We start from the raw sequence: 12,797 nt of genomic DNA on the forward strand, positions 1-12,797 counted from the left end.
CATGCATTGGCGCTGATGAGGAGGGGTATCGGTGGCTGAGAACGAGAACGATCACAAGCCGGCGACCCGACGTGTGGGCGCGACCCGCACGACGGCCGTCGAGCACGGAGACCTGCCGCGGGCGAACCGCTCGCGCAGGGCAGACGCACTGCCCGAGAGCCTCGACCTCCGTGTCGACCTGCCGCCGGCACCCGTGCACGAGATGCCCGAAGACGAGGTCGCCGTGGCGATCGACGAGGTCACGGTCAACCCCGGAGCCGTGGCGGAAGGCGCCCGGGGCACCATGTCGATCGAGGTGGTCACGCCCGCACTGCACGGCTCAGGCGCGCGCAGCGGCTACCGCCGCGAGCCCTCGCCCTACAGCGCCCTGCTCGCCTCGGATTCCGCACGCACGCCAAGCGAGCGGGTGAGCGCCGCCGTCGGCACCCACGTCGCCGTGGTCGAGGTGCCGGGTGACGAGGGCGAGCCCTCCGAGGTGCCCGAACGCCCCGAGTCGCTGACCGCCGATCGGCTCATCGACCTCAATCGCACGACCCGCCCGGCTCCGCACGGTGGCATGAACCGCTTCCTCTACGAGGCGTCGCTCCACCTCATCAACCTCGGCGACTCGGCGAAGGTGCGCGCGCACAAGGCCATGAGCCAGCGCATCCAGAAGCGCTTCGAGGGCGGCGCCCGCTTCGTGCCGGTGCTCACCCGCAAGGGCGGCGTCGGTAAGACGACCATCACGGCACTCCTGGGCATGGCTCTCGCCGATGCGCGCGACGACCGCGTGATCGCGATCGACGCGAACCCCGATCGAGGCACGCTCGCCGAACGCGTCGACCGGCAGACCCGTGAGACGGTCCGCGACGTCGTGACGAAGGCCGCGTCGATCGGCGGATACACCGACTTCTCGTCGTTCGTCTCGCGCGATGAGACCCGACTGGACATCCTCGCGTCCGACACCGACCCGACGCTGTCCGAGGCGTTCGACGACAACGACTACAACATCGTGGCGGGCCTCGCGGCGCGGTACTACTCGATCGTCCTCACCGATTGCGGAACGGGCATCGTGCACTCCGTGATGAGCGCGACGCTGCAGCGCGCCGACTCCATCGTGGTCGTCTCCGGTGGCAGTGTCGACGAGGCGCGGCTCGCCTCCGAGACGCTCACCTGGCTCGAGGCGAACGGCTACGGCGAGCTCGTGCGCAATGCCATCGTGGCGATCAACCTCGCAACGCAAGGCACCCACCTCGTCAAGGTCGACGAGATCGAGGCGCACTTCCAGTCACGTGTGCGCGAGATCGTGCGCATTCCCTACGACCCGCAGCTCGCGGCCGGCTCGGTCGTGAACTGGCATGGATTGCGCCCCGTCACGCAGCACGCGGCGCGAGAACTGGCCGCCCTCGTGGTGGAAGGCCTGCCCGTCGACCGCGGGCATTGATCGGAGCGCAATTGCCGGAACGTCCCATTCGCCTGTTCGGCGACCCCGTCCTCAAAACCATCTCAGCCCCCGTCGAACAGGTCGACGATGGCGTGCGCGCGCTCGTCGACGACCTCCTCGACAGTGTGCGGATTCCCGGCCGGGCCGGCGTCGCCGCGGCGCAGATCGGGGTGAACGTCAGGGCGTTCAGCTACAACATCGAGGGTGAGGTCGGCTACATCCTGAATCCCGTCATCGTCGAGGTCTCGGGCGAGCCCGAACTCGTCGACGAGGGATGCCTGTCGGTGCCCGGTCTCTGGCACCCGACACCGAGACATCCGTTCGCGCGTGTTCGGGGCATCGACCTCGACGGCAACGAGATCGAGCTCGAGGGAACCGGCCTCATGGCCCAGGCGCTGCAGCATGAGACCGACCATCTCGACGGCATCCTCTACCTCGATCGACTCGAGAAGCCGCAGCGGCGTCTTGCGATGAAGCAGGTTCGCGAGTCCGACTGGTTCTAGCGCCGAGCCCGCCGCGAACGAGAATGGGCCCCCGCCGGTCGGCGAGGGCCCGTTCCGCTGTACTGCTCAGTTCACTGCACGATCGAGTGGCCCTCGGTCGCGGGCGCGCCCGAGTACATCGCCTCGATCTGCGGGGAGAAGTCCTCGAGGATGACGTTGCGCTTGATGCTCATCTTCGGCGTCAGGTGACCGCTCGCCTCAGTGAGCTCGATCGGAAGGATCGTGAACTTGCGGATCGATTCCGCACGCGAGACGTTCTCGTTCGCGGCGTCGATCGCACGCTGCACCTCGGCGAGGACGGCGGGGTTCGTGATGGCCTCGTCGACCGTCATGCCCGCGTCTTCGCCGTTGTTGTTGAGCCAGACGGGAAGCATCTCGGTGTCGAGCGTGATGAGTGCGGAGATGAAGGGCTTCTTGTCGCCCACCGCGATGACCTGTCCGACGAGCGGGTTCGCCCGGATCGGATCCTCGAGCGCCGCGGGTGCCACGTTCTTGCCGCCCGCCGTGACGATGATCTCCTTCTTGCGACCGGTGATGGTCAGGAAGCCGTCGCTGTCGAAGGAACCGATGTCGCCGGTCTTGAGCCAGTCGCCGTCGAACGTCGCTGCGGTCGCCTCGGGATTCTTCCAGTACTCCTTGAAGACGTTGACGCCCTTGATCTCGATCTCGCCGTCGTCGGCGGTGCGCACCGCGACGCCGGGAAGCGGCGGGCCGACCGTGCCGATCTTCGACTTGTTCGCGAGGTTCACGGTGGCGGGGGCGGTGGTCTCGGTGAGCCCGTAGCCCTCGAGGATCACGATGCCGAGCGAGTGGTAGAAGTGCCCGAGACGTGGGCCGAGCGGCGCAGACCCCGACACCGCGTACTTGACGTTGCCGCCCATCGCCGCTCGAAGCTTCGAGTACACGAGCTTGTCGAAGACGCGGAACTTCAGCTTGAGTGCGAACGGCACGTGGCTGCCGGCCGCCTTCGCCATCGAGTAGGCGGCCGCGGTGTCGGCCGCGGTGCGGAAGATCTTGCCCTTGCCGCCCGCCTCGGCCTTCTGCTCTGAGACGTTGTAGACCTTCTCGAACACTCGCGGGACTGCGAGGAGGAAGGTCGGCTTGAACGTGCCGAGTGACGGCAGCAACTGCTTCGTATCGGGCTGGTGGCCCACGCGCACGCCGGCGTGCACGCTCAGCACGGCGATGAACCTGGCGAAGATGTGCGCAGTCGTGATGAACAGCAGCGTCGAGGCGCCGTTCGGATCGAGCACGACCTCCTTCAGCGCGATGGCGGAGTTGCGCGAGGTCTCGACGAAGTTCGAGTGGGTGAGCACGCAGCCCTTCGGCTTGCCGGTGGAGCCTGACGTGTAGATGAGTGTCGCGATGTCGGAGCCGACCGCGAGATTGCGGCGGCGCTCGATCTCGTCGTCGGCCACCTCGGTGCCCGCGGCGGTGAGTTTGTCGAGGTCGCCGAGGTCGATCTGCCACACGTTGCGGATGGCGGGGAGCTCGGGATGCACCTCGTCGAAGCGGGCGAAGTGATCGGGCGTCTCGACGATGACGGCGATGGCGCCGGAGTCGGAGAGGTTCCAGCGCACCTGCGCGGGCGAGCTCGTCTCGTAGATGGGAACGAGCACCGCTCCGGCGAACCACGTCGCGAAGTCGACGAGGGTCCACTCGTAGCGCGTCTTGCACATGAGGCCGATCTTGTCGCCGGGCTGGATGCCGGCAGCGACGAGGCCCTTCGCGAGGGCGATGACCTGGTCGTAGAACTCACGAGTCGTCACCGGCGACCATCCGCCGTCGGCGGTCGGCAACGAGAACAGCACGGAGTCGGGAGTCGCAGCTACGCGATCGACGAGGAGATCGGTGGTATTCGCCTCAGGGTCGGGGGCCACCACGGCTGGGGTAGCGAATTCGATCACGGTAGCTCCTTCGGCACCGGGGAGGGTCACGCGCGGCGCGGGTGCTTGCGCAAACCTCGGCATTGGGGTCCATTACACTCTAGTCGTTGCCCGCCCGGCCATCAGGGCCTGGCGCGTCTCGACTTCACCCCTCTCCTGGAAGGCAGTTGCCGGTGCACGCGATCGGAATCGACATCGGTGGTACGAAGATCGCGGGTGCGGTCGTCGACGACTTCGGAGCCATGGTGCGCAGCGAGCGCGTGCCCACTCCGGCAGGCGACCCGGCCAGCCTCGAAGACGCCGTCGTCGCGATGATCCACTCGCTCAGCGCCGGGCAGGAGATCACCGCGGTCGGAGTCGCTGCAGCGGGCTTCATCGACGCCGCGCAGTCCACCGTGTACTACGCCCCCAACATCAACTGGCGCAACGAACCCTTCCGCGAGAAGCTCGAGGCTCGAGTCGGCACGACCGTCGTCGTCGACAACGATGCGAACGCCGCGGGCTGGGCCGAGTTCCGCTACGGCGCGGGTCGCATGGTGAGCGACATGGCGATGCTCACGATCGGCACCGGTGTGGGCGGCGCGATCGTTGCCGGAGACCGCTTGTTCCGTGGCGGCTTCGGCGCAGGCGCCGAGCTCGGCCACCTTCGGGTCGTGCCCGACGGCCTCGCGTGCGGCTGCGGCCAGCGCGGATGCCTCGAGCAGTACGGCTCCGGAAGGGCGCTGCTCCGCATGGCCAACGAGATCGCCGACGCCGGCGGCATCGGTCAGGCTCTCGCGCGGGTGCGCGACGAGAACGGGTCGCTCGACGGCCGTTCCGTCGGCGCGCTCATCGAAATCGAGGACCCGGGCGCCGTCGCTGCGCTCCGCCAACTGGGTCACTGGTTGGGCCAGGCGGCCGCGAGCCTGTCGGCTGTGCTCGACCCGCAGCGATTCGTGTTCGGCGGCGGCGTGGCCGTCGCCGGCGAGCTCCTCCTCGGTCCGGTGCGCGAGGCGTACCTCGAGCACCTGCCGGCCCGCGGGTACCACCCCGAACCCGACTTCGTGATCGCAGAACTCGAGAACGACGCCGGGGTCGTCGGCGCAGCCGACCTCGCCCGTGTGTGGGTCGCCGAACACGCCTGAATCGCCCGGCGATAGGCTGGGCGTGACCACTGGCAGGGAAGGGGCCGCACGGTGTTCTACTGGATCATGAAGAACCTCGTGGTCGGGCCGATCCTGCTGTCGATCTTCCGCCCCTGGGTCGTGGGGCTCGAGCACGTGCCGAAAGACGGCGCCGTCGTGCTCGCGAGCAATCACCTCTCGTTCATCGACTCGATCTTCCTGCCGCTCGTCGTCGACCGCCCGGTGATCTTCCTCGCCAAGAGCGAGTACTTCACCGGCAAGGGGCTCAAGGGCTGGGCGACGCGGGTGTTCTTCCAGGCCGCCGGACAGCTGCCGATCGACCGCTCGGGCGGCAAAGCGTCGGAGGCGTCGCTCGAGACCGGACTTCGCGTCCTCGGCGAAGGCCACATCCTCGGGATCTACCCCGAGGGGACCCGCAGCCCCGACGCACGCCTCTACCGGGGGCGCACCGGAGTTGCGCGCATGGTGCTCGAGGCCGGGGTGCCGGTCATCCCCGTCGCCATGATCGGCACCGAGCGCGTCATGCCGATCGGCACCCGGTTGCCGAAGGTGCGCCGCATCGGCCTGGTGTTCGGCGAGCCGCTCGATTTCAGCCGATTCGAGGGGCTCGAGGGTGACCGCTTCGTCTTGCGCTCCGTGACCGATGAGCTCGTCTACGACTTGCGTGAACTCAGCGGGCAGGAATACGTCGACGTGTATGCGAGTTCGGTCAAGGAGCAGCGGGCCACGCAATCGCGATAGGCTCGTTCAGCGGCGGTCGCAGCGTGCGACGCCGTTATCCATTCCCGGCGCCCCCGTGCGCCCGAACCCTCCAGGACACTCCCGTGGTACAGCTCGTCGAGCCGATCGTCAATGCAGATCCCTCCGTCATTGCCGGCCTCGACTATTGGCGCACGCTGCCGATCAAGCAGCAGCCGGCGTGGCCCGACCCCGAGGCCGCGCACGCGGCATCCGCAGAGCTCGCAACGCTGCCGCCGCTCGTGTTCGCGGGCGAGGTCGACATCCTGCGCGACCGGCTCGCGGCCGCGTCTCGCGGCGAGGCGTTCCTCCTGCAGGGCGGCGACTGTGCAGAGACCTTCGCGGGTGCCACGGCAGACCAGATCCGCAATCGTGTGAAGACCGTGCTCCAGATGGCGGTCGTGCTCACGTACGGCGCCTCGATGCCGGTCGTGAAGATGGGCCGCATGGCGGGCCAGTTCGCCAAGCCGCGCTCGAGCGACATCGAGACGCGCGGCGACGTCAGCCTGCCCGCGTACCGAGGCGACATCGTGAACGGCTACGACTTCACGCCCGAGTCGCGCGCAGCCGACCCTGCGCGTCTCGTGAAGGGCTACCACACGGCGGCGTCGACGCTGAATCTCATTCGCGCGTTCACGCAGGGCGGGTTCGCCGATCTCCGCCAGGTGCACTCGTGGAACCAGGGGTTCGCCACCAACCCGGCGAACGCCCGCTACGAGTCGATGGCCCGCGAGATCGACCGCGCGATCAAGTTCATGGAGGCCTGCGGCGCCGACTTCGAGGCGATCAAGCACACCGAGTTCTACACGGGCCACGAGGGCCTGCTCATGGACTACGAACGGCCGATGACGCGCATCGACTCGCGCACCGGCACGCCCTACGACACCTCGTCGCACTTCATCTGGATCGGCGAGCGCACTCGTGAGCTCGACGGCGCGCACGTCGACTTCCTGTCGCGCGTGCGCAACCCGCTCGGAGTGAAGCTCGGCCCGACCACGACGCCCGAGGTCATGCTCGAGCTCGTCGAGAAGCTCGACCCCCACCGCGAGCCGGGTCGTCTCACGTTCATCACCCGAATGGGCGCAGGCAAGATCCGCGACGCCCTGCCGCCCCTCCTCGAGGCGATCAAGGCGAGCGACGCGAACCCGTTGTGGGTCACCGATCCGATGCACGGCAACGGCATCACGACCCCCACGGGCTACAAGACGCGTCGCTTCGACGACGTCGTCGACGAGGTCAAGGGCTTCTTCGAGGCGCACCGGGCCGCAGGCACGCACCCCGGCGGCATCCACGTCGAGCTCACGGGCGACGACGTCACCGAGTGCCTCGGGGGCTCCGAGCACATCGACGAAGAGACGCTCGCGACGCGCTACGAGTCGCTCTGCGACCCGCGCCTGAACCACATGCAGTCGCTCGAGCTCGCCTTCCTCGTGGCCGAGGAGCTCTCGGCCCGCTGAGCAGGCACGCGCGGGGCGTCCGGCGACGGATGCCCCGCGCTGCTGCTGCCCGATCGAGGCGCCAATTGGCGACCGCGCATTGCGCGGGAACCAGATCGCTCAGCCGAAGTTGACGGTGACCTCAGAGCCGCGCTTGAGCATCTCGCCGGCGGCGGGGCTCTGGACCGAGGCGATGACCGCGCCCTCGAGGAAGGCGGGCACGTTCGACGTGACCGCGAATTCGAGTGCTTCGAGTTGCGCTCGTGCCTGCGCGATCGTCTGGCCGGTGATCACGTTCGGCACCTCGACGAGGTCTTGGCCCTTCGAGAGCGTGAGCACGATCGTATCGCCGGGACGCACCGGGTCGGTCGCCGGGGTCGCGGAGATCACATGATCGGCCGGCACGTCGTCGCTGAACTCGGCATCGGCGTAGCCGACCGCGAGGTCCAAAGCGGTGATCGCAGCCTCGGCGTCGCCGACCGGAAGGCCCGTCACGTCGGGCACCGGGCCGAGTGAGACCACGAGCGTGAGGTCGCGGAGCTCGGCGTACGTCTCGCCGACCGGCGCGCCGTCGGCGTCGAGCACGGCGATGACGGAGCCGGCGGCGACGTCGGAGGAGAACTGCTGAGCGTTCTGCTCGGCGACCGTGAAGTCCTTGAGCTGCGCGCGGGCGTCGGCCTCGGGCAGCCCGAGCACCGCCGGCACGCTCAACATGCGCGGGCCGATCGAGACGAAGAGCGTGATGGTGGTGCCCCGCCGTACCTGCCGTCCGGCAGCCGGGTCGGTGCCCGACACCTGGTCGACCGGCACGACGGGATCGTTGCGCTGGCCGGGCTCGACCTCGAACCCCGCCTCCTCGAGCAACTCGGTCGCCCGATCGGGAAGGAGCGTCGCCGTCTCGGGCACGGTCGCGAGCGCGCCGGGGCCGGCGCCGAAGTACCATCCGGTGCCCGCCGCGAGCCCAGTGAGCAGCAGCACGAGGGCGAAGATCCAGTAGCCGCGCCGCTTGCGGCGCTCTGCGCCCTTGGCGAGTGCGGTGGTGTCGTCGCCCTCGGATGCCTCCAGCATCGTCGTCGCCGTGGGTGCGACGCGCGGGCCGATCACTTGCGTCGCCGCCGTGGCCGCACCTGCCGGCACCGCGGCATCCGTCAGCACCATCGTGCCCTGTTCGGTGCGCGGCGATTGCGGACCGCGGATCACCGGCTCGACCTCTCGGAGGCGATCGAGCATCTCGCGCGCGTCGCGCGGGCGTTCCTCGGGGTCGCGGACCGTGGCCCACAGCACGAGCTCGTCGAGTTCGGCGGGCACCTTGGGGTTCTTCGAACTCGGCGTGGGCACGGAGTCGTTCGCGTGCTGGTAGGCGATCGCCATCGGTGCCTCGCCCACGTAGGGCTGGGCGCCGGTGAGCATCTCGTACATCATGATGCCGACCGAGTAGATGTCGCTGCGCGCGTCGGCGACGCCACGCGTGACGAGCTCGGGGGAGAGGTACGCGATCGTGCCGAGGAGAGCCTGGCCCGTGGCCGTGTTCGCGCTCGTGGCCCGAGCGAGACCGAAGTCGCCGAGCTTGATGCGGCCGTCGTCGGCGAGCAGCACGTTCTCGGGCTTGAGGTCGCGATGCACGATGCCCGCCTTGTGCGCCGCGGCGAGGCCCGCGAGCACGGCGTCCATGATGTCGACCGTCTGCTCGGGAGTGAGGGTCTTGTAGTCCTTGAGCAGTTCGCGCAGCGTGATGCCGGGGAGGTACTCCATGACGAGATACGCCATGTCGGAGTCCTGACCCTGGTCGAACACGTTCACGACGTTCGGGTGTGCCAGGCGAGCGGCCGAGCGGGCTTCTTGAACGAAGCGCGTCTTGAACGAGTTGTCATCGGCGAGGTGCCCGTGCATCACCTTGATCGCGACGCGGCGCTCGAGGCGCAGGTCGGTCGCAAGGTAGACGGTGGCCATGCCGCCGCGGGCGATTCGCGAGCGCACCTGATAGCGGCCGTCGACAAGACGGCCGATCATCGGATCTGCGGGCGCGGTGGTCACCGTTCGAGTCTACGAACACCCATATGCCGGAACTCGAACAAACGCCGCGGACGCGCGGATCGCAATCCCATCGTGATACGCGGGTGGTGCGCCGCGACATCGAGCACGTCGGTGAGCGTGGTCACCCGAGCTCGGAGAGCCAGGCCCGAGCGGAGGTCTCCCACTTCGCGTAGTGGTCGGGGAACGCGCTCTGCTGCACGGCCTGTGCCGCTTGCGTGACCGTCATCGACTCCCACCCTGCGATGTCGAGCAGGCCGAGGGTGCGGCCCGCGTTCGGGTTCACCGGTCCGCCGTAGAAGGCGGTCGCGGCGCGCGCGGGATCGAGTACCTCCTCGACGGTGCCCCAGCCGCGGCTCGGCCGCTGCTGGAAGAGGCCGAGGGAGTCGAGGTCGCCGTGCTGCACGTTCGTCAGGCCCGATTCCTGCGGGGCAGCAGCGAGAGCGACGACGATGCCCTGGTCGGGCACGCCGAGTGCACGACCGACGTCGATGATGATCGCGGCGTTGGCGCGCATCTCGTCGGTGAGCGCGACGCTCACCGACGCCACGGTCGTCACGGCGACGAGGCGGGGGATCCGCAGGGCTTGGCCGGGCTGGATGATCCCCGAGGCGTCGAGGCCGTTGGCGTCGATGAGCTCCTGCACGCCGACGTCGTTGCGTGCGGCGATGTCCCAGAGGGTGTCGCCGTCGACGACGAGGTGGGTGTCCTCCGTCGCCGTCTCTGGCGGCGAGGGCGCCGGAGCCGGGGCGGGCGCCGCAGCATCCGCGGTGCCGTTCACTGGCGGCAGCACGATCGCCTGCCCGGGGAAGATGAGGCTCTGGCGGCTGAGCCCGTTCGCGCTCAGCAGCTGGTCGACGTTGAGGCCATAGGCGGCCGCGATGCCGCTCACCGTGTCGCCCGAGACGACCACGTGCTTCGCGATCTCCGCCTCGGGGCTCGGTGCCGCGGCGGGCGCGCCGCCGCCGGGGAGCGCGAGTCGCTGTCCGGGGAAGATGAGGCTCGACCAGCCGAGCCCGTTGTGCGCGAGCAGCTCAGCCGTGGCGAGACCGAACCGCTCGGCGATGCTGCTCACGGTGTCGCCGTCGGCGACCGTGTACTCCGACGGAACGGATGCCGGGGCGTTCACCGCCACGCTCATGGGCTTTGCCGTGGTCGCCTTCGCCTTCGGCTGGCGCTTCGATTGCTGCGGAGCCGCCTCGGCGGGCTGGGCGATGCCGAGGGTGACCGCGATGGTGCTCACGACGGCCAGTGGCAGGGTGAGAAGGCGACGGATGCGCCGTCGTCGCGGTCTGATCCGCTCGACGGCATCGGTCGTGGGCGCGCGATCGGCCGCGGCGGCCTCGGACTGGTGGTGCATTGTTCCCCCTTCGCCGGCGTCCGATGCCGGCTCCCGCGCCAACCGTCGCACAGGCATATAGGGGAGTCAAACACCTCGCCGCGCGTCCGCCGACTCCGCGCGTGCCCGCCGGCGGCGGCGAATTCGCAGTGGATCCCGCTTCCGGCGGTCCCGCCGATCATGGCAGTCTTGAGGGGTGACCGACGCCTCCCAGCCTGAATGGCTGACTGTTCCCGACCTCGTTGAACTGCTCGGGCAGAGCCCCAGCCGTATCCGCAGGCTCATCGACGACCGACACCTGCTCGCCACGCGCATCGACGGCGTGCTGAAGGTACCCGCGTCGTTCCTCCGCGACGGAGAACCGCTGCACGAGCTGCACGGCACCGCGATGGTGCTCGCCGACGCCGGATTCAGCGACGACGAGGCGCTCGAGTGGTTGCTCTCCGATGAGGACAGCCTCGGCACGACGCCGATCACCGCCCTCCGCGCCGGCCGGAAGGCCGAGGTCCGCCGCATCGCACAAGCGCTCGCCTGAGCAAGCGCGCATCCGCCTGAGCAAGCGCACGTCGTGCGCGCCGCGGCGCGCGGCATCCTCGTCCGGCCTCAGACCCTGGTCAGTGCGCCCGCCTCGTGACGGCCTTCGCGAGCGAGCCGAGCTCTGCTCGCGCGTCGCGGCTCAGCGGGGCCTCGGCGAGCACGGCGGTCGCCCGCGCCACGTGCTCGGCGATGATCCGCTCGATCTCATCGACCGCTCCGCACTGGCGGATCGTGCTCTGGAGCATCCCCACTTGCTCGGCGTCGAGGTCGGGGTCGCCGAGCAGCTCGTCGAGCAGCCGGCGCTGGCCGGGCGCGAGGCGCTCGCGCGCGATCGCGATGAGCACCGTGCGCTTGCCCTCGCGCAGGTCGTCGCCGCTCGGCTTGCCCGTGATCTCGGGGTCGCCGAACACGCCGAGCAGGTCGTCGCGCAACTGGTAGGCGATGCCGAGCGGCAGGCCGAACTCGCGGAGCGACTCGAGTTGCGCGCTCGTGGCGCCGGCGATCGCACCGCCGATCGTGAGCGGCGCCTCGACGCTGTACTTCGCGGCCTTGTAGACGATGACCCGTTCGGCGCGCAGTCGCTGCTCGGAATCGGGCTTCGTCAGCCACGCCCGCTCCTCGAGCACGTCGAGGTACTGCCCGGCGGTCACCTCGGTGCGCATGCGCACGAACTCGGCGCGCGCCGCGCGAGCAGAGGCTCGGTCGGGCAGTGCGGAGAGTCCCTCGTCGAGCAGTTCGTCACTCCACCCCAGCAGCAGGTCGCCGAGGAGGATCGCCGATGCACGGCCGAAGCCGGGGGCGCTGCCCGCCCAGCCCGAGTCGTCGTGCAATTGCTCGAAGAGCCGGTGGGCCGACGGCGCCCCCCGCCGCGTGTCGGAACTGTCGATGATGTCGTCGTGCACGAGCGCGGCCGCGTGGAAGAGTTCGAGGGCGGATGCCGCGGAGACGACCGGAAAGCGGTCGCTCTCGCCGTCGGTGGCGTACGCGTCGAACCCGCGTGCGCGCACAGCCTCCCAGCCCCAATAGCAGAACAGCGCCCGGAAGCGCTTGCCTCCGCTGAGAAAGCGCCTTGAGAACGCATCGAGCGGTTCGAGGTCGCTGCTGATGGAGCGGAGAATAGAAGAGCGTTCGGCGAGGAAATCCTCGATGCGTTCGTGCACCAGATCGACCAGCCGGGAACCGTGAGCCACCCGCCTAGCCTAGCGAGGCGGCGCGGCGCTAGAATGGAATCGGATGCGTCGATCCCGAGCCTGAGGGGAATGAGATGCCGCTTTCAGAGCAGGAGCAACGTCTTCTCGAGGAGATGGAGCGGAACCTCTATCGCAATGACGCCGACTTCGTGCATGCAGTCGGCGGAGTTCGTGGACGCCGCCCGAACTACCGATCGATCGTGCTCGGAATCCTCCTCGCCGTCGCCGGCATCGCCGCGCTCATCGCGGGGGTCGCACTGCAGAATCTCGTGGTCGGCATCGTCGGCTTCGCTCTGATGTTCGGCGGTGTGCTCATCGCCATCACCCCCTCGAAGCGCGGGCCCATGTCCGCCGCCCCTGGGGAGCCCACCACAGCAAAGCGCACCGCTCGGTCGGGAGGCGGGTTCATGGATCGCATGAACGACCGCTGGGATCGTCGTCAAGAGGGTCGCGAGTAACCCTCCACTCCCCACCACTTCACGGGTCGATCTCCCGGGCAAGAAAAAACGGGCCGATCCGGGGGCGCCTCAGCGCGCTGATCCGCCTGTCCTGACGAGTCGCCGCGCCGTCGGAGAGCGAGCGTGCTCCAT

Annotated in this window: 11 protein-coding genes; 7 read left to right on the forward strand and 4 right to left on the reverse strand. The window is 69.1% G+C overall.

Annotation, left to right across the window (positions count from 1 at the left end):
- The first annotated feature begins 31 nt into the window (after window positions 1-31).
- Both QFZ29_RS06695 and def read left to right on the forward strand, forming a co-directional pair.
- Window positions 32-1,423: a MinD/ParA family ATP-binding protein gene (locus QFZ29_RS06695; protein WP_306893414.1), complete on the forward strand. Its 1,392-nt coding sequence runs from the start codon at window positions 32-34 to the stop codon at window positions 1,421-1,423.
- A gap of 11 nt (window positions 1,424-1,434) precedes the next feature.
- On the forward strand, window positions 1,435-1,926 hold the full coding sequence (gene def / locus QFZ29_RS06700) for a peptide deformylase (protein WP_306893415.1): 492 nt from the start codon (window positions 1,435-1,437) through the stop codon (window positions 1,924-1,926).
- Window positions 1,927-1,997: 71 nt separating this feature from the next.
- On the opposite strand, the gene QFZ29_RS06705 is transcribed toward def, so the two are convergent.
- Window positions 1,998-3,833 (reverse strand): AMP-dependent synthetase/ligase, encoded by a 1,836-nt coding sequence (locus tag QFZ29_RS06705; protein ID WP_306893416.1) that lies wholly within the window; start codon window positions 3,831-3,833, stop codon window positions 1,998-2,000.
- 152 nt (window positions 3,834-3,985) lie between these two features.
- Between QFZ29_RS06705 and QFZ29_RS06710 the strand changes: the two genes are divergently transcribed.
- From QFZ29_RS06710 to QFZ29_RS06720, 3 genes are all read left to right on the forward strand, one after another.
- Window positions 3,986-4,936 (forward strand): ROK family glucokinase, encoded by a 951-nt coding sequence (locus QFZ29_RS06710; RefSeq protein ID WP_306893417.1) that lies wholly within the window; start codon window positions 3,986-3,988, stop codon window positions 4,934-4,936.
- A 51-nt stretch (window positions 4,937-4,987) separates the two neighbouring features.
- Window positions 4,988-5,677: a lysophospholipid acyltransferase family protein gene (locus QFZ29_RS06715; protein WP_306893418.1), complete on the forward strand. Its 690-nt coding sequence runs from the start codon at window positions 4,988-4,990 to the stop codon at window positions 5,675-5,677.
- A gap of 83 nt (window positions 5,678-5,760) precedes the next feature.
- Window positions 5,761-7,131, forward strand: a complete 1,371-nt coding sequence (locus QFZ29_RS06720; protein WP_306893419.1) for a class II 3-deoxy-7-phosphoheptulonate synthase — start codon at window positions 5,761-5,763, stop codon at window positions 7,129-7,131.
- Window positions 7,132-7,230: 99 nt separating this feature from the next.
- Here the strand turns inward: QFZ29_RS06720 and pknB are convergent, their stop codons facing one another.
- A complete protein-coding gene (pknB, locus tag QFZ29_RS06725; RefSeq protein ID WP_444876254.1) occupies window positions 7,231-9,120 on the reverse strand; it encodes a Stk1 family PASTA domain-containing Ser/Thr kinase in 1,890 nt (629 codons plus the stop codon).
- Window positions 9,121-9,265: 145 nt separating this feature from the next.
- Complete coding sequence (locus tag QFZ29_RS06730; RefSeq protein WP_306893421.1) at window positions 9,266-10,501, reverse strand: LysM peptidoglycan-binding domain-containing protein; 1,236 nt, start codon at window positions 10,499-10,501, stop codon at window positions 9,266-9,268.
- Between the two features lie 175 nt (window positions 10,502-10,676).
- Between QFZ29_RS06730 and QFZ29_RS06735 the strand changes: the two genes are divergently transcribed.
- A complete protein-coding gene (locus QFZ29_RS06735) occupies window positions 10,677-11,015 on the forward strand; it encodes an Rv2175c family DNA-binding protein (RefSeq protein ID WP_306893422.1) in 339 nt (112 codons plus the stop codon).
- Between the two features lie 79 nt (window positions 11,016-11,094).
- Here QFZ29_RS06735 and QFZ29_RS06740 read toward each other — a convergent pair whose 3' ends face one another.
- Window positions 11,095-12,207: a polyprenyl synthetase family protein gene (locus QFZ29_RS06740; RefSeq protein WP_306893423.1), complete on the reverse strand. Its 1,113-nt coding sequence runs from the start codon at window positions 12,205-12,207 to the stop codon at window positions 11,095-11,097.
- 74 nt (window positions 12,208-12,281) lie between these two features.
- On the opposite strand from QFZ29_RS06740, the gene QFZ29_RS06745 reads away from it, so the two are divergent.
- Window positions 12,282-12,665 carry a DUF3040 domain-containing protein gene (locus tag QFZ29_RS06745; protein WP_129521515.1) on the forward strand — a complete coding sequence of 128 codons (384 nt, stop codon included), beginning with the start codon at window positions 12,282-12,284 and terminating at the stop codon, window positions 12,663-12,665.
- Window positions 12,666-12,797: the final 132 nt, after the last annotated feature.

Source organism: Agromyces albus (assembly GCF_030815405.1).
Classification (GTDB): Bacteria; Actinomycetota; Actinomycetes; order Actinomycetales; family Microbacteriaceae; genus Agromyces; species Agromyces albus_A.